The sequence below is a fragment of the Streptomyces sp. NPDC087263 genome (assembly GCF_044744645.1).
GTDB lineage: Bacteria > Actinomycetota > Actinomycetes > Streptomycetales > Streptomycetaceae > Streptomyces.
In genome coordinates this window covers 827,163-843,891 of record NZ_JBIUYT010000002.1, presented here as the reverse complement: position 1 = coordinate 843,891, position 16,729 = coordinate 827,163, and the positions used below count along the sequence as shown (strand labels likewise).

Annotated in this window: 17 protein-coding genes; 14 read left to right on the top strand and 3 right to left on the bottom strand. The window is 70.0% G+C overall.

Features of this window, described 5'->3' with window-relative positions; all coding sequences use genetic code 11:
• The first annotated feature begins 220 nt into the window (after window positions 1–220).
• On the top strand, window positions 221–703 hold the full coding sequence (locus tag ACIPC1_RS09030; RefSeq protein WP_402514649.1) for a hypothetical protein: 483 nt from the start codon (window positions 221–223) through the stop codon (window positions 701–703).
• A gap of 128 nt (window positions 704–831) precedes the next feature.
• Here the strand turns inward: ACIPC1_RS09030 and ACIPC1_RS09025 are convergent, their stop codons facing one another.
• Window positions 832–2,088, bottom strand: a complete 1,257-nt coding sequence (locus ACIPC1_RS09025) for a hypothetical protein (protein ID WP_402514647.1) — start codon at window positions 2,086–2,088, stop codon at window positions 832–834.
• A 79-nt stretch (window positions 2,089–2,167) separates the two neighbouring features.
• Window positions 2,168–2,683, bottom strand: coding sequence for a SigE family RNA polymerase sigma factor (locus ACIPC1_RS09020; RefSeq protein ID WP_402514645.1), 516 nt, complete (start codon window positions 2,681–2,683; stop codon window positions 2,168–2,170).
• A gap of 199 nt (window positions 2,684–2,882) precedes the next feature.
• On the opposite strand from ACIPC1_RS09020, the gene ACIPC1_RS09015 reads away from it, so the two are divergent.
• Together ACIPC1_RS09015 and ACIPC1_RS09010 are read left to right on the top strand one after the other, a co-directional pair.
• Window positions 2,883–3,467 (top strand): hypothetical protein, encoded by a 585-nt coding sequence (locus ACIPC1_RS09015; RefSeq protein WP_402514644.1) that lies wholly within the window; start codon window positions 2,883–2,885, stop codon window positions 3,465–3,467.
• 4 nt (window positions 3,468–3,471) lie between these two features.
• Window positions 3,472–3,888: a hypothetical protein gene (locus ACIPC1_RS09010; RefSeq protein WP_402514643.1), complete on the top strand. Its 417-nt coding sequence runs from the start codon at window positions 3,472–3,474 to the stop codon at window positions 3,886–3,888.
• Window positions 3,889–3,928: 40 nt separating this feature from the next.
• Here ACIPC1_RS09010 and ACIPC1_RS09005 read toward each other — a convergent pair whose 3' ends face one another.
• A complete protein-coding gene (locus ACIPC1_RS09005; protein WP_402514641.1) occupies window positions 3,929–5,623 on the bottom strand; it encodes a chitinase in 1,695 nt (564 codons plus the stop codon).
• Window positions 5,624–6,035: 412 nt separating this feature from the next.
• On the opposite strand from ACIPC1_RS09005, the gene ACIPC1_RS09000 reads away from it, so the two are divergent.
• From ACIPC1_RS09000 to ACIPC1_RS08950, 11 genes are all read left to right on the top strand, one after another.
• Window positions 6,036–7,001: a hypothetical protein gene (locus tag ACIPC1_RS09000; RefSeq protein ID WP_402514638.1), complete on the top strand. Its 966-nt coding sequence runs from the start codon at window positions 6,036–6,038 to the stop codon at window positions 6,999–7,001.
• A gap of 192 nt (window positions 7,002–7,193) precedes the next feature.
• Entirely contained in the window at window positions 7,194–7,907 is a 714-nt protein-coding gene (gene cpaB / locus ACIPC1_RS08995; protein ID WP_384387553.1) for a Flp pilus assembly protein CpaB, read from the top strand.
• A 378-nt stretch (window positions 7,908–8,285) separates the two neighbouring features.
• Window positions 8,286–9,905 (top strand): CpaE family protein, encoded by a 1,620-nt coding sequence (locus ACIPC1_RS08990; RefSeq protein ID WP_402514635.1) that lies wholly within the window; start codon window positions 8,286–8,288, stop codon window positions 9,903–9,905.
• Entirely contained in the window at window positions 9,902–10,276 is a 375-nt protein-coding gene (locus tag ACIPC1_RS08985; protein ID WP_402514634.1) for a TadE/TadG family type IV pilus assembly protein, read from the top strand. Before ACIPC1_RS08990 ends, ACIPC1_RS08985 begins: the two co-directional genes overlap by 4 nt.
• 26 nt (window positions 10,277–10,302) lie before the next feature.
• Window positions 10,303–11,646 carry a CpaF family protein gene (locus ACIPC1_RS08980; RefSeq protein ID WP_402514631.1) on the top strand — a complete coding sequence of 448 codons (1,344 nt, stop codon included), beginning with the start codon at window positions 10,303–10,305 and terminating at the stop codon, window positions 11,644–11,646.
• Between the two features lie 49 nt (window positions 11,647–11,695).
• Window positions 11,696–12,637 carry a type II secretion system F family protein gene (locus tag ACIPC1_RS08975; RefSeq protein ID WP_402514628.1) on the top strand — a complete coding sequence of 314 codons (942 nt, stop codon included), beginning with the start codon at window positions 11,696–11,698 and terminating at the stop codon, window positions 12,635–12,637.
• Window positions 12,638–12,644: 7 nt separating this feature from the next.
• Complete coding sequence (locus tag ACIPC1_RS08970; protein ID WP_402514627.1) at window positions 12,645–13,541, top strand: DUF5936 domain-containing protein; 897 nt, start codon at window positions 12,645–12,647, stop codon at window positions 13,539–13,541.
• Window positions 13,541–15,073: a sensor histidine kinase gene (locus ACIPC1_RS08965; protein ID WP_402514884.1), complete on the top strand. Its 1,533-nt coding sequence runs from the start codon at window positions 13,541–13,543 to the stop codon at window positions 15,071–15,073. The genes ACIPC1_RS08970 and ACIPC1_RS08965 overlap by 1 nt, the downstream gene beginning before the upstream one ends.
• Window positions 15,066–15,800 carry a response regulator gene (locus ACIPC1_RS08960; RefSeq protein WP_402514625.1) on the top strand — a complete coding sequence of 245 codons (735 nt, stop codon included), beginning with the start codon at window positions 15,066–15,068 and terminating at the stop codon, window positions 15,798–15,800. Before ACIPC1_RS08965 ends, ACIPC1_RS08960 begins: the two co-directional genes overlap by 8 nt.
• A gap of 117 nt (window positions 15,801–15,917) precedes the next feature.
• On the top strand, window positions 15,918–16,121 hold the full coding sequence (locus ACIPC1_RS08955; protein WP_402514882.1) for a hypothetical protein: 204 nt from the start codon (window positions 15,918–15,920) through the stop codon (window positions 16,119–16,121).
• The gene (locus tag ACIPC1_RS08950) at window positions 16,118–16,726 is read left to right on the top strand and encodes a pilus assembly protein TadG-related protein (protein WP_402514881.1); all 609 of its coding nucleotides are present in this window, start codon (window positions 16,118–16,120) and stop codon (window positions 16,724–16,726) included. Before ACIPC1_RS08955 ends, ACIPC1_RS08950 begins: the two co-directional genes overlap by 4 nt.
• Window positions 16,727–16,729 lie beyond the last annotated feature (3 nt).

Here is a 16,729-nt window from a genome sequence, read left to right as displayed (position 1 = left end):
GAGACGCACGACGGGAGCACCCTCGTCCGACCGCCGGACGGCCACCTGGCAGGGACGGACACCGCCCGTCATGCCCGTGCCGAGCGCCTTCGGCACCCCCTCCTTCGCGGCGAACCGGCCGACCAGGAACTCCCGGCGCCTTGTCAGGACCGCAGCCGGCCGCGAGGGTCAAAGCACGAGCCCGCTCCGGCCGGCCCCAGGCTTCCCGCCTCGATCCCCGGTGCCCGGCGCCGCGCGCAGCAGCAGGGCCGCGGCCGAGTCGGTCAGCGGCGTCCGGCTGACCCAGGGGTATGTCGGTGGGCAGGGTGGTCTGTTCCAGTACCGCGAGGACCACCTCCGCGGCCCGCCCGGACCGCTGGTGGGCGGCCGCGACGCGCAGCGCCGTGGAGGGGGCAACCAGGCCACGCTGGGCGCTCGCGAAGTTGACCGCGTCGCTCCCGGACGCCCCGGCACGCTCGCGGACGGCCGGACGCGGTGGACCCGGTCTGGCCCGTCCGGCCCGTCCGGTGCGTCCGGTGCGTCCGGTGCGCCCGGCGTAACCGGCGTAACCGGCGTAACCGGCGTGGCCGACACGGACGAGGCCACCGAACAGCTCACGACGGAGCGGGAGGACCCGGTGAACAACGGGTCCGATCTGCTGGAGGCTGGGGCGGCTGTAGGAGGCAGTGGCCCACTACACGCCGGCGGCCCGGCTCCGGGATGAGCCGGACGCCACCGCGAACGACCCCACGGCCGAAAAGTACCGCCACCCCTGACCCGAACAGGGGTGGCGATCCCGAGCGTGCCGCAGCCGGAAGGCTTTCGGCGGCGGCCGGTCCCGGCGGGGGAGGCTCAGCCGACCGTCAGCCACTTCGAGCTCGTGGCGATCGCCTTCAACTGCTCGATCGTGACCGCCGGAGCCTCACGCGTCGCGTCGCTGTTCTGACTGCCGGAGTTGAACGCGCTGACCACCACGCGCCTGCCGTCGGTCCTGATGGTGTCGGCCGTCCACATGACGACCCCCGAGCCGCTCTTCTCGCCGGGCCCCTGCCGGGTGACGACCTTCGTGCCGTCGGGCAGGACCTCGGCGTCCGGGCCGAAGAGCTGACCCTCGACATCCGACATGTCGGGCTGGACATTGATCTGGATCATGCTCTTGCCCTGCCCGTCGTCGACCACGACATAGGCGAACTCGGTGTCCTGGCCGCCCTTTCCGACCACCTCGACGTCGTCGGGGAGGAGTGAGACGAGCGTCGACCGGATCGCCGCGCTGTCGATGCCGACGGGCGGCGCCTGGGGGGCGTCGGTCGGCTTCTTCGGGTCTGCGGGGATCGTGCCGATGGCCGCACGCCATTCCGTGGCCTTGGCCACTTCCGTCAACTGGGCGGTCGACAGGGGTGGTTCGTCCCGACTCACCGGAGCGCCCTTCTCGGCCGAGGCGTTCCATTCGCTCACGTTGATGTGCTGCCCCTGCGGGGTGACCAGGTCCGCGCTCCACAGTTTCGTGTCCACGCGGCGGTCCGGATACTCGTACCCCTTGAACAGCATGAGCGCCGAACCGTCGGGGAGCCGGCTGGTGACACAGGAGTCGTACGGAACCAGTGTCCTGTCCGGGCAGCCGACGGCCTGGCGGCTCTGCTCACTGTCCGGCACGAGCTGACTGAGGCTGACCGCGACGGCCGCCTTGCCCTGGCCGTCGTCGTACACGACCTGTGCGTACGGTGTCAGCGGCTCGTCCGTGCCCCGTGCCTGCCGTCCGCTGAACTCGCCCTCGGGGAGCAGCTTTTCGAGGGTCCGTACGAGTTCGTCGCCGGAGATCGCGTCGGCTGTCGCCCGGCCCACGGACGACGAGGTCCCCGGGCTCGCTGCCACCGAGCGTTCGCCGCCCTCGCCGCCCCCGGGTACGAGCAGCGCGCCGCCCAGTGCCACCAGGGCGACCCCGGCCACCCCGCCCACGACGGCGGCCTTCCGGCGGAGCAGCAGCCTGCGCCCGCGTACCTCCCCGGCGGTGACCAGTGCGCTCCGGTCGGTCTCGTAGGATCCGCCGGCCTGGCGCAGGACCGCGCCGATCCGGTCCTCGAACTGCACTTCCGGCTCTTCGATGGGCATGGCGAACCAACCTCTCCGCGGGTCGATGGTCGATGAGGGGACAAGTCGATGTGGATGTCAGTGAGTTGTGGGTGCCGGTTCAGGGTGTCGCGTACTCGCCGAGGACGTCGCCGAGCAGGACGCGCAGCCGGGCCAGGGCGCGGACGCAGCGGGTGCGCACGGCGGCCGAGCTGACGTTCATCGCCTCGGCGGTCTCCTCGATGCTGCGGTCCTCCCAGTAGCGCAGGACGACCACCGCCCGGTCCTTGGCGGACAGTTGGCCGAGCGCCTCGACCAGGGTCAGCCGCAGGGGTGTGTCGGCGTCGGCCGCGTGCGGGTCCGGGAGGTCGGGGAGTACGTCCGTGGCCCGCTCCCCGCTGCTGCGCCGCCGCTGGTGCGCGAGGAACGTACGGGTGAGGACGGTCTGGGCGTATCCCGCCGGGTTGTCGGCCTTGGCGACCCGGTGCCAGTTGACGTACAGCCGGCCGAGCGCCTCCTGCACCAGGTCCTCGGCGAGATGGGTGTCCCCGCCGGTGAGCAGACATGCGGAACGGTACATATGCCCTGCGCGCGCCACCGCGAACTCCTGGTAGCCCTCCGCCCGGCCCTGTCTCATGCGCCGCCCTCCCCGTGACTCCCTACGGCCTTCACCTCTTTGATGCGGTGGACCCGGGGAAATGTTTCAACGGAGTACGGGATCGCCGGAAGGCACCGTCGCCCCGTCCGCGAACCGGGAGTTGGGACGCGTATTCGAGCTCACCCCATGGTGTAGCACGCGGCATGAAGCCGCCTCGCTGTGCCTAGGGTTGATGGTCATGAGGTCAGACTTCGGACTGGGCGCCGCCGTGGTGGCGACCGTCCTCCTCGCCGTTCCCCAGCCAGTGGCGGCCGCGGATCCCGCACGCCGGGCGGCCCCGGCCGGGTGCGCCGAGGGCGGTGAGGATTCCCGGGTCCGTTCCTCCGTGCACGAGGGGGAGATCCGCTGGAAGGACGAGACCGGGTTCGACGACGCGCTCGCCCGGGCGAACAGGGTCTGGTCCACCGACGGGCTCGCCCAGGTCCGGATCAGGTCCGCCACCTCGAACTCGGCCGCCGACCTGCGCTGGCGCGACGTGAACCGGACCGGGCCGGGTTGGAAGAACGTCTACGGCAAGTGGTCGTCGGGGCCGGGAGCCGACACCATCCACCTCAACCGGGCCTACCTGGGAGACGGCAGGCGGCGGGGCGACACCGGGGCCCGCCGGGTGGTGGCCGCCCATGAGCTGGGCCACGCCCTCGGCTTCTGCCACAAGTCGGCCGATCGGTACGCGACGTTGATGGACGCGGACTTCGGGCGCCTCCCCGAGGACGGCAGGCCGACTAAGGGTGACCGCCGGAACTATCACCGCCTCTGGGGCTGACGGAATGCGGAGAGCCCGTATCGCCGCTGCCTCGGCCTTCGTTGCCCTGGCCCTGGCCGGTGGCAGCTGGATCGGCGGTCAGGACATCGGCCGGCCGACGAGGCGGCCGGAATCCCTCACCCGCTACGACCCCGCCGACCCCCGCCAGGTCGCCGCCACCGCCGACGACGTCTTCATCGCCGACGTCCTCGACACCGCGGGCCGCAGGACCATCGACGAGATCGACTGGGACCTCTACCGGGTCCGGGTCGGCGAAAGAAGGAAAGGTGACCGCACGGGCACGGTGCGGGTGGCCGTGGAACACGGCGGCCCCCCGCTGAAGGCCGGCGCCACCTACCTCTTCGCGACCAACCGCTTTCCGCACCCCGCCGACGGCAACGGCCAGGTGGCCGAGACGACGCCGAGGGCCGCACCCCCGTAAGGAGTGCGGCCCACTGGAGGAACTGGAGGAAACGGAGGTACTACGGCAGTGCGTGGACCTTCGGCCCCACCGAGTTGGACCAGGCGTTGCCCGCCGTGGCGTCCCAGTTCGTCGACCAGGTCATCGCGCCGCGCAGGTCCGGGTAGGTCTTTGACGGCTTGAACGTGCCGCAGTTGGTGCCCGCGGTGAGGCAGTCAAGGGCGTTGTTCACGATCGTCGGGGAGACGTAGCCGCTGCCCGCGCCGCTGGTGGAGGCGGGAAGGCCGAGGCCCACCTGGGACGCGGCGAGGCCGCCCTGCAACTGGATGCAGGCGAGCGCGGTCAGGAAGTTCACCGTGCCCTGCGAGTACACCTGGCCGTCGCAGCCGAGCATCGAACCGCTGTTGTAGTACTGCATGTTGACGACGGTGAGGATGTCCTTGATGTTCAGCGCCGTCTGGAAGTAGGTGTTGGACGTGGACTGCATGTCGATCGTCTGCGGCGCCATCGTGATGATCAGCGACGAGCCCGCCTTGGTGGAGAGGGACCGCAGCGCCTGCGTCATGTACGTCGCGTTGAGACCGTTCTCCAGGTCGATGTCGACGCCGTCGAAGCCGTACGTCGTCATCAGGGAGTAGACGGAGTTGGCGAAGTTCGTCGCGGACGTCGAGTCGCTCACGGACACCGTGCCGGTCTCGCCGCCGATGGAGATGATGACCTTCTTGCCCGCCGCCTTCTTGGCCGCGATGTCCGCCTTGAACTGGTCGACGGTGTAGCCGCCGAGCCCGGCCGAGTCGAGGCTGAAGGTCACCGCGCCCGGTGTCGTGGTGGCGGAGGCGAAGGCGACCGCGATGATGTCGTACTGGGCCTGGACGGCGGAGATCTTCTGGACCGTCGCGCCGTTGTTGAAGTTCTGCCAGTAACCCGTCACGGCGTGCTTCGGCAGCGTGCTGCCACCGCCGGTGCCGGACGCGGTCGTCGTGCCGGTGACCGTCGCCGACTTCGCCGACTCACCGGCCGAGTTCGTCGCCGTGATCTGGAAGGTGTACGAGGTCGAGGCGGCCAGCGAGGAGACGGTCGCCGAGGTCCCCGTCACCGACTGGACCTTCGTGGCGCCCTGGTAGACGTTGTAGCCGGTCGCGCCCGACACCGTGTTCCAGGCGAGGGAGACGGAGGACGACGAGGTGGAGGAGACGGCCAGACCGGCCGGGGCCGTCGGGATGGTCGGCGCCGGGTCGCTGCCACCGCCGCCGTCGGGACCGAACACCGAGATGTCGTCGGCGTAGTAGGGGGCCTGTCCGTACCAGCCGTTCGTGTACGCCGTCACCGAGGTCGTCGAGGCGCCGGTGGTGAAGGTGGTCGTCAACTGCTTCCAGGCGGCGGAGTCGGGCGTCCAGGTCGACACGTCCGTCGTACCCGTGCCGGTCACGCCGAGGTACGTGTACCCGCCCTGCACCCAGGCGCTCAGTGTGTACGTCGAGTTGGGCTTGACGGCGACGGGCTGCGTGCACTTGGCGTTGTCCTGGCCGGCCGGCGTGCCCTTCAGTGCGGCCGCGCCGCCGTGCACCGGAGAGGAGACGGTCGAACCGCTGCCCGCGGTACATGTCCAGTTGGTCAGGCCCGACTCGTAGCCGGCGTTCTTGACGTTGTTGATGTCCGCGGCCGAGGCATCGGTGGCGAGGCCGGCGACGGTGAGGAAGGAAGCGGTGACAGCGGCGGCGAGGAGCCCCGCCCAGGTGCGTTTGCGTCCGGACATGCCTGATACGCGGTCCACTGGGACCTCCGGTGAGGGGGACGGGATGGGGGAGTGCTGGGGGAGGCGGTACGGAACGGTGGCCACCGTCGTTGGGGTACAAGGTGGTCCAGACCAATTGGGTTGTCAAGACCTCTGGCGGTGCTCGGACCGCTCAACGCCCTTACCGGCACGTGGAGTTGTGGCATATGCGGCTCACTCTCCGTTGATCACGCCCGCACCTTCAGTGAGTTGATCTCGCGAATTCGGTGCTGAGGGGGGCATGCCGTGGATAAGGTGCTGGTGCAGGAGGGCGTCACAGTGGCGATCCGTGGCCATATGTGACAGTCCATGGCGAAACAGGGGCGATCTGGGGCGGTGGTTGACCACTCCGCCGCAGTGAAGGGCCCGCCGCAGCGAACGGGGTGTGTGCAGCGTGCCGACCGCGATAGCCGTCACCAGTCCCGATCTGGTGCTCCCACCGCACGACCGGCAGACCCCGCCCGCCGTCGTCCAGCCCCTCGACACTCTCGAAAGCTCCCTGCTGGGGATGCACGCGCTCATCGAGCAGCACGGGTACGTCATCTCGCTCTACCCCGCCTCGGTCTCCGACGCCGTGACGCAACGGCTGCGCACCGTCCGCTCGGTCCTGGAGAGCGACCGCATCGCCCTGCTCGGCATCGACCTTCCGCCGCTCGGAGTGGCGCTGCTGGCCCAGCAGTTGAGGCAGCTGTCGGTCTGCGACTTCAGTCCGGGCGTACTCGCCTCCGCCGCCCGCCTGCTCGCCCACTACATCTACGCCGGCGCGCTGCTCGGCTCGGTCGCCAAGCTCGACCAGGTCCCGGTGTCCCTGAAGTCCCACGCCAAGTCGTGGGTGCCGGGTGCCCAGTTCGCCGTACTGGCCAATCCGCGGCCACAGCTCGTGCGGGTCGGCCAGGAGGAGCTCGCCGGGCCGGAGTTCGGCACCCGGCTGCTCGCCGCCGCAGGTCAGGCACCCTCCGACTGGGTCACCGAGACGCTCGCGCCCGCCTGGCGTGTGCAGGGCGTCGCGACCGTTCCGCTGCCGGAGGCATCGGCGCGCTGGTGGGGGACCGGGAAGCTCGTCGAGTTCGCCGCAGGGCTGTACGACGTGTCCGTGCTCTACCAGCTCGTGTCGTCCGTCCGGCGGGAGCAGTGCCACTGGTGCGGGCTCGAACTCATCGGTGACCGCTGCGGGTTCTGCGCGGCTCCACTGTCACCGCCGTCGTCCACGCCGCAACCGCAGTCGTCCACGCCGCAACCGCAGTCGTCACAGACCTCGCCGTCGCGGTCACTGTCCGCACCGGCATCGTCATCGGAGCTTCCGGCTGCCGCCGTACGGGCAGCCTCTTCTGTACGCGCCCTGCCCCCGGGCGCCACATAAGCACCACCGAGCAACAGCAGGTACGACCGCGCGACGACCAGCAGGTACGACCACTCAACCAACAGCAGGTACGACCGCTCGACCAACAGCAGGTACGACCGCTCGCCGACACCAAGTATGACCGCTCGACCAACACCAGGTACGACCGCTCGACCCCGCCGTCTCCGCCCCACGATCGAGGTTGTCCGGATCATGAACTCACGCCAGCGCCGCGGCGTCATCCTGCTGGTCCTCTCGGCCCTGTGCGCCATGGGTGCCTTCGCCGGAGTGCTCTCGGTGATCCGTGACGTGAACTCCAAGGTCGGCCCGGAGGTGGCCGCGTACCGCCTGAAGGGTGACATCGCGCCCTACAAGGAGCTGTCGGCCGACCAGTTCGAGAAGGTCGAGATGCCCGAGCGGTGGCTGTCGTCCACGGCCGTCACCGACCTCTCCCAGATCCGCGGCAAGATCGCGGTCACCCAGCTGGAGAAGGGCTCCCTGCTCCAGACCGACATGATCGTGGACCGGCCCGCACTGGAGGCGGGCCAGCAGGAGATCGCGATCATGATCGACGCGTCGACGGGGGTCGCCGGCAAGATCAACCCGGGTTCACGGGTGAACATCTACGCCACCTTCAAGGCCGAGGGGGACACGAGCGTCAACCAGTCCAAGGTCATCGTCGAGAACGCCCGCGTCATCGACGTCGGCAAGCTCACCGCCCTCGACCCCGGCCAGTCCACCGCCGAGCGCAGCCGGACCGCCACCCAGGCCGTCCCCATCACCTTCGCCCTCGACACCGCGGACGCCCAACGCGTCGCGTTCGCCGAGTCCTTCGCCGAACACGTCCGCCTGGCCCTGGTGGCAGGCGGCTCGAACACCCCCGTCGCCCCCGGCGACCGCACATACACCCTCGACGAGGACAAGTAGGAGGCCGGGCATGACGACCAGGAGGCCGGGCATGACGAGGCCGGGTGTGACTGTTCCGGGCGTGCCTCCGGCGGGGCGGCGCGGGGCGACGGCGGTGCCGGTGGTGACCCCGGCGGGGCCGCGTGTGGCGGCCGCGGAGTTGGTTGTGGCAGTCGTGAGGCGGCAAGCGGTGGCCGGTAGGTCGCGCGTGGCGACCGCTGTGACGGCCGTGACGACCGTGAGGCGGCGTGCGGTGGCTGTGAGGTCGTGTGTGGCGACCGCGGAGTCGGCTGTGGCGGTCGTGAGGCTGCGTGCGGTGGCCGTGAGGCGGCGTGCGACGACCGCCGAGTCGCCCGTGGTGATCGCGAAGCCGGTCGTGACGACCCGTAGGTGCGTCCGATGACCATCCGTATTCTCCCGGCCGTCGGGGACATCGACTCGGCTCGCGCGCTGACCACGCTGCTGAGTCAGCTCGCGGATGCCGAACCGGCCCCGCCGGTCCCCGACTCGACCGCCCTGCTCGACACCCTCGCTCGGCTCGCCGGGGAGTCGCTGGACGAGCTGCCGGAGGTCGTCCTCGTCCACGAACGAATAGGTCCCGTCCCGGCGTTGGACCTGATCCGGGACCTGGTGATGCGCTTCCCGGCGGTCGGCATCGTCCTCATCACCGCCGACACCGGCAACGGCGTACTCACCGCGGCCATGGACTCCGGCGCCCGCGGCATCGTCGGACTGCCGCTGGGCTACGACTCCCTCGCGGAACGCGTCCAGGCGGCCGCCGCCTGGTCGCGCGGCATGCGCCGCCATCTGGTCAGCGGTACGCCGGAGTTGTACGCGGGGCCCGGCGGCACCGTCGTCACGGTGACCGGCGCCAAGGGCGGCGTCGGCGCAACGGTGACGGCCGTCCAACTCGCCCTCGCCGCGCGGGCGTCGGGCCGCGACGTGGCCCTGGTCGACCTGGACCTCCAGTCCGGCGACGTGGCCTCCTACCTCGACGTCCAGTTCCGCAGGTCGATCGCCGACCTCGCCGGCATCAGCGACATCAACCCCCGCGTACTCCAGGACGCCGTCTACACCCACGACACCGGCCTCGGCCTGCTCCTCGCCCCCTCCGAGGGCGAACGCGGCGAAGAGGTCACCGACCGGGTGGCCCGCCAGGTCCTCGCCACCCTGCGCTCCCGCAACGACGTCGTGATCGTCGACTGCGGCTCCCAGCTGAACTCCGCGACCGCCGCCGCCATCGAGATGGCCGACCACGCCCTGCTCCTGGTCACCCCCGACGTCATCGCCGTACGCGCCGCCAAACGCATGATCCGCATGTGGGACCGCCTCCAGATCCGCAAGGCCGAGGAGACCACGACCGTCGTCAACCGTTTCGCCCGCGGTACGGAGATCCAGCCGTCCCTCGTCGAAAAGGTCACCGGCACCAAGGTCGCCCGCTCCGCGATACCCGCCGCCTTCAAGGAACTCCAGTCCGTCGTCGACGCGGGCCGCCTCCAGGACCTGGACGCCCGCTCGACGGTGAAACAGGCCCTGTGGGCGCTCGCGGGTGAGCTGGGACTGGTGATCGCCCAGGAGGGCGGAGGCGGCGGCAGGCGACGCAAGGCACCGTCCTCGGACCGGGGCGCGCTGGCACTGCGGCGCAGGGGCGGCGACCGAGGCGCCGTGACCCTCGAATTCGCCGGGATGTTCCCGCTGTTGCTCGTCGTGATGACCATCCTCTGGCAGTGCGTGCTGTACGGCTACTCGTACTCCCTCGCCGGGAACGCGGCGGACGAGGCGGCTCGCGCGGCGACGGCGGCGTACGCCGTGAATGGCGATGTGGGCGGGGCGTGCCAGGCCGCGGGGAGTGCGCATCTGCCGGGGGCCTGGAGCGGCGCCGAGATCGGTTGCGCTCCGGCCGGCTCGCTGATGACGGCCAACGTCAGCGTCCAAGTCCCGCTCTTCTTCCCCGGGTTCGACGCGGGGTGGACCGTGAACGGAAAGGCGGGCGCGGCGCTGGAGGGTGAGGGCGGATGAGCCTCTCCCAGATCCTTCAGAGATTCAGGCACCGGCTCCGCGACGACCGGGGCGTCTCCATCCTGGAGTTCACCGGCTTCCTGCCCATCCTGCTCGTCGTCGGGATGGCCGCCATCCAGCTGGGTCTGATCGGGTACGGCATCAACCAGGCCGGCACGGGGGCGCGAGCCGCGGCACGGGTCGCGTCGCAGGGAGGGGATGGCAACGCGGCCGGTCAGGCCGCCGTGAGCGGGTGGCTGGACCCGGACGTCTCGGCACCCGAGGGCCCCGACCTCACCACCGCCACCGTCACCGTCCAAGTCCCCGCAGTCATCCCGCTCTTCGACGACGTGACCGTGGTACGCCGCGCCACCATGCCCACCGACGACTGACCGCCCGTACGAGAGGAGCCGAATCCATGAGCCTGCGTTCCCGCATCGCCGCCCCCGACGAGGGGGGACCCGCCCGTGAGGACGGACACCTCGTCGCCCTGTACCGCACCAAACTGCTCGAAGAGATCGACCTCGCCGAGATGTCGAGCCTGGCGGCGGCCGAACGACGGTTGCGCCTGGAACGCGTCCTCGGCCACATCATCAGCCGAGAGGGCCCGGTCCTCTCCTCCGCGGAACGCTCCCAGCTGATCCGCCGAGTTGTCGACGAGGCCCTCGGACTCGGCGTCCTGGAACCATTGCTCGCCGATGCGTCGATCACCGAGATCATGGTCAACGGCCCGGACTCGATCTTCGTGGAGCGAGCGGGACGGGTGGAGCAGCTCCCCCTCCGCTTCGCCTCGAACGAGCAGTTGATGCAGACGATCGAACGCATCGTCTCCACCGTCAACAGGCGGGTCGACGAGTCGAACCCCATGGTCGACGCCCGCCTCCCCACCGGCGAGCGCGTCAACGTCATCATCCCGCCGCTCGCGCTCACCGGCCCGACCCTCACGATCCGCCGCTTCCCCCGCGCGTACACCCTCCCGGAGCTGATCGGCCTCGGCACCCTCGACGAGCAGATGCTGATGCTCCTCGCGGCGTTCGTCCGGGCCCGCTTCAACGTCATCGTCAGCGGCGGCACCGGCAGCGGCAAGACGACCCTGCTGAACGCCCTCTCCGGGCTCATCCCGTCCCACGAACGCATCATCACCATCGAGGACTCGGCGGAACTCCAGCTCCAGCAGGAGCACGTCATCCGCCTCGAATCCCGCCCCCCGAACGTGGAGGGCAAGGGCCAGGTCACCATCCGGGACCTGGTCCGCAACTCCCTCCGGATGCGCCCCGACCGCATCATCGTCGGTGAGGTCCGCGGCGGCGAGACACTCGACATGCTCCAGGCCATGTCGACGGGCCACGACGGCTCCCTCGCCACGGTCCACTCCAACTCCGCCGAGGACGCGCTGATGCGCTTGCAGACCCTCGGCTCGATGTCCGAGGTCCAGATCCCCTTCGAGGCGCTCAAGGACCAGATCAACTCGGCCGTCGAGGTCGTCGTGCAGCTCTCCCGGCACGCCGACGGCTCCCGCAAGGTCACAGAGATCGCGCTGCTCGTCTCGCACGGCCGCGAAGAGTTCCGTATCGCGCCCGTCACCCGTTTCGTATCCCGCCCCGTCGGCCCCGACCGGGTGGTCCGCGGCTACTTCGAGCACCTCCCGCTCCCGCGCGCGGTCGCGGAGAAGCTGTACGTCGCGGGCGAACCGCTCCCGCCGGCCTTCGGCGTGACCGAGGCCCCCGTCGACGTACTGAACACAAGGCAGGCCATCGGATGACCCCCGGGCCGGAGAGTCGGACGCCCCCCATGCCCGGGAGGTGTGAGCCATGAACAGCCCCGCCCTGCTCGCCCTCGGCGCGACGGTCCTGTGCGGCACGCTCGCCGTCGCGGGCGTCCACGCGTACGCCTCCGGACGCGCCCAGCGCCAGGCACTGGTCGACCGCCTCTCCGGCGCCGGCCCGCTGCGCACCGCGGCCGGCCGCGTACGCCGCTTCACCGGCATCGACCGGCGGCTGCGCCGCACCCGCGTCGGCCGCGGTATCCACCTGCGGCTGTCGGCGACCGGACTCGACGTGACGGCGGGGGAGTTCTTCACGTACGTCACCGCCGTGGTCGTGGCGCTCTGGCTGATCGCGGCGGCGGCGCTGGCCCCCTTCTTCGGCCCGATCGCCGCCCTCATGGGTGTCTGGGGCGCCGCCGTCTTCCTCAACTGGCAGCGGCAGAAACGCATCGAGGCCTTCATCAGCCAACTCCCCGACGTGGCACGCCTGCTGGCCAACGCGACCGCGGCGGGACTCGCGCTGCGGACCGCCCTGGCGATGGCGGCGGAGGAGCTCGAAGCCCCGGCGGGCGAGGAACTCGCGCATGTGGCCGACCAGTTGACGATGGGCCGGACGGTCGAGGACGCCCTCGCCGAACTCTCCGAACGCCTCCCTTCCCGCGAACTGATCGTCCTGGTCACGACCCTGGTGCTCGCCAACAAGGCGGGCGGCTCGGTCGTCAGCTCGCTGCGCAACCTCACCCAGACCCTGGAGGACCGCAAGGAGACCCGTCGCGAGGTCCGCACGATGCTCTCCGAGGTCAACGCCACCGCCTTCACGGTCCCGTTCCTGGGCATCGGCTCACTCGTGCTGATCAACTCCTCGAACGAAGGAGCCCTGGCCCGTGTCACCGGCTCCCCACTCGGCCAGGGCCTGGTCCTCCTCTCCCTGGGCCTCTACACCGTCGGCTTCTTCGTCATCCGCCGCCTCGGCAAGATCGACGTATGAGGGAGGGATGACCTTGCTGCCCCTGCTGCTTGCTCTCCTCATGGCCGCCTCGATCGCGGGCGTCCTGCTGGGCATCCGCATGATCCGGGCCGAGGCCAAACTGCCCTCCGACCTCGTGCTCGCTCTTGAGGTCGGCGGAACCCGCGTCTCCAAGGCGGACTCGGCCGTCGACCGTCTCGGCATGCGCTTCGCCCCCACGGTCCTGCGGCTGATGGGCCCCCGCCGTGTCGACGCCAAACGCCGCCGCATCGACATGGCGGGCAACCCCGGCGGCCTGACCCTCAACCGCTACGCGGCCCGCCGGGCGGTGTACGGCGTCTTCGGCGTCGTACTCGGCCTCGTCTTCCTCTCCAACGGCCAACTTCTCTTCGCCGCCCTGACCCTGGCCTTCGGCCTGGTCGCCGCCGACGCCCTCATCTGGCAGGCCGTCCGCGAACGCAAGGAGGTCATCGACCGCACCCTTCCCGACTTCCTCGACGTCCTCGCGGTCGTCGTCTCGGCGGGCCTCGGCTTCCGCCAGGCCCTGGACCGCGTCGCCGAGAAGTACGAGGGCCCCTGGGCGGACGAACTGCGCATCACGCTCCGCCAGATGGACGTGGGCGTCAGCCGCCGCCAGGCCTTCGACGAACTCCGCAGGCGCAACTCCTCCGAGCAGGTCGCCCAGTTCGTCTCGGCGTTGCAGCAGGGCGAGGAACTCGGCTCCCCGATCGCCGACACCCTCATCCAGCTCGCCAACGACATGCGCCGGACCGACGCCCAGAACGCCCGCCGCCGCGCCGCCAAAACCATCCCCAAGGCGACGATGGTCACCCTGGTCTTCATGCTCCCGGCGACCATGATCCTCATCGCCACAGGCATGTTCCTCGGCTCGGGCACCGACTTCGGCTCGATCCTGGGCCGATGATGACCACCCGCCGACTGACTTCGCTGTGGGCCGTGCGCGCCGGGGGCCGTCACCACTGCCGTCCCAGCTGTGGGCGTGTGTGCCGCCAGGGGCGGCACCCTTCCCAAAGTGAGCGGCACCCTGCAAGCGCCGGTAAGCGCACCCACCCCGACGGCACCCCGAACGCCGGGCTCCCGGAAACAGACGCAAGCGGGGCCTGGCCCAAGGGCGACGCCGGCTACCTCGCGGACGACGCCCCGGCCCCGGGAAGCATCCGCCTCCAACTGAACGCCCTACAGGCACTCTGCCGCCAGGCCTTCGCCGTACGCCTCGCAGCCATCGCGATAGGCGCCCCCGTCGCGATGGCCAACGCGACAGACGGCCCACCCCGCTACGCCGTACTTGCCGCGGCGGTCCTCGGCGTCATGGGCTCGTACGCCATGCTCCGCGACTGGGACCGGTTCGGCCCCCGCCTCCTGGCCCACCCCACCCTCATGGCCGTGGATCTCGCCTTCGGCGCGATCCTCCTCCTGACCGCGTCCCCGGCCTCCCCCCTCGCCTACGCGACGGTCTGCACCCCGCTCCTGGCAGGCCTCCTGTACGGCTGGCGCGGCTCGGGAGTCTTCACCGGCCTGCAACTGATCGTCCTGCTCACCGTGTACAGGGCCTGGGCACACCACCCGGGAACAGGTGCCAACACCCTCCTCATCGCGGGCTTCTGCGTCGGCGCCGGCATCATCGGCGTCACCCTCCGCAACCTGATGTTCCGCTTCGGCGCGGCCAGCGAGGCACTGTCGGAGGCGACCTCCCGCCTGGCCGTGGCGGAAGCCGTGGAGTCCGAACGAGCCCGCCTGGCACGCGAGATGCACGACTCCGTCGCGAAGACCCTGCACGGCCTGGCGTTGGCGGCGGAGGCGCTGGCGGCAGCGGCAGAGGCCTCGTGCACCTCGGAGGCTTCGGACCCGTCGGACCCGAAGGCGCTCAACGCACTTGACGGGCTCAAGGCACTCAAGGGCCAGGCGACGACGGTGGCGGGTGCGGCGCGCAGAGCGGCGGCGGAGTCACGCGCACTCCTGTCGGACCTGCGCCATCACACGGACCTCGTCTCCGAACTGACTCTCCGCACAGCGGACTTCGAGTCGCACACGCACATCAGAACCTCCCTGAACCACAAGGGCGGCCGCTGCCCGTCCCTCCCCGACACCACGGCCCACCATGTCCTGGCGATCGTGTCCGAGGCCCTGGAGAACACCCACCGCCACGCGGGCGCGAAGCGGGTCACGATCGAACTGGAAGCCTCCGACACCGCCCTCACGGTCCGCGTCCAGGACGACGGACGAGGCCTTCCGGCCGCCACCACGCTCCAAGACGCAACGAAAACCGGCCACTTCGGCCTGCTGGGCATGACGGAACGGGCCGCCACCCTCAACGCCCGCATTCACCTGGGCCCGTCCCCACAGGGCGGCACAGAGGTAGCCGTAACGCTCCCTGTCACCCTCCCTGCTCCGCCCGGCGCTCCCCACCCACCTCAACAGGAGGCCGCACATGCCTGACCAGGCACTTCCCGGCCCGCCGCCGCTACGCGTACTCGTGGCCGACGACAACCCGGTCGTCCGGGCCGGCCTCACCGCGCTGCTCGGCGGCCACCCGGACATCGAGGTCGTGGCGGCGGCGGCCGACGGCGACGAGGCCCTCACCCTTGCCGCCGACCTCACCCCGGACCTCGTACTCCTCGACGTCCGCATGCCCGGCACCGACGGCCTGACCGCCCTGCCGGGCCTGGCCCGTCTCGCCCCCGTGATGATGCTGACGTACAGCCGCGAACCCGAGGTCGTGGCCGAGGCCCTGCGCCGCGGCGCGACCGGCTACCTCGTTCACGGCGAGTTCACCGCCGCCGAACTGATCACAGCCGTACGGAACTTGAGGCACGCCACACCGACTTTCACGAATTCACTCGGTGTTTCCTACGAACCGAACAAAACTTCTTCGCATCTGCAACCATCTGTGGCACAGTCTTCAAAGGCTCGGCTCACATATGCGGCGGCTCTTCACCGCCGCATCCCCAACCGGTCCGACTTCGGCCTGAGTTCAAGGGAGGTGGAGGTAATGGACCTCATCGCAACCGGCATGAGCAACCGCCAGATCGCCGCCACCTGCTTCATCAGCGAGAAGACTGTCAAGAACCACATCAACCGCATCTTCGCAAAACTGCACAGTTCCTCGCGCAGCGAAGCGATCGCCCACTGGCTGGGCACCGCACGCGAGGGGTGGACCCGGTGATTCCAAGACGGACGCCGGTACGGGGAAGTTGGGCCCATGGACCCACTCGCAGTAGGCGTGTTCTCACGTACGGTGCTCGGGTTGGTGTTGATGGCGTCGGCTGGGAAGGCAGAGACAATGAGCAGGTTCGAGACGTGGACGCGGACCGTTGCCTCCCGGATGCGGGGCGCGGAGCGAGACGCGGGGGCCGGGTTCGTGGAGTATGCGGGCCTGATGATCATCATTGCGGGGATTTTCACGCTGATCGACAGCCTGGGGCTGGACAACATGATTTCAACCGCGATCTTCAACGCGGTTTCGGACGTCGTCGGAGGCGGCTGACCTCCGTAAACCTGCGCAGTGACAGTGGGCAGACTCTCCCGATCTACATCTGGTTGACCACGATCCTGCTCTTCGCCGCGTTCGCCTTCTTCGCATTTGCCCAAGCAGCGTCCGCCCGCAATGGAGCTCAATCCGCGGCGGACGCTGCGGCGTTGGCGGCCGCGCAGGCCGCGCGGGACGAGATAGTCGACGAATTGGGCGTCGCCATCGGCAAGGAGGACAACTGGCTGGACTGGCTCGACGGCGATCTCGACCCCGAGGGTGCGGGAGCGGCCGCCGCGGCCCAGCAGTTGGCCGCCGAGAACGACTCGACCCTTCAGGGCATCCAGTTCGTCACGGCGAACGGCTTTCCCGGGTTCGAAGCCGACATCCAGACCAACTACACGGTCGGTGATTCGATCATTCCCGGTACGGAGGGCATGCAGGCCAGCGCCGACGCCGTTGCCGTCATCCAGCCGCGGTGCGATTTCGATCTGGACGCGGATCCCGAGAATCCTGTCCAACTGGACTGTGGCGGCGAGATCGTGGACATCGATCCCGGAGACTTCGATCCGATCGACCTTCCGGACGCGTCCGTGCTGTTCTCAGTGCATCTGGCCGAGTGAGAG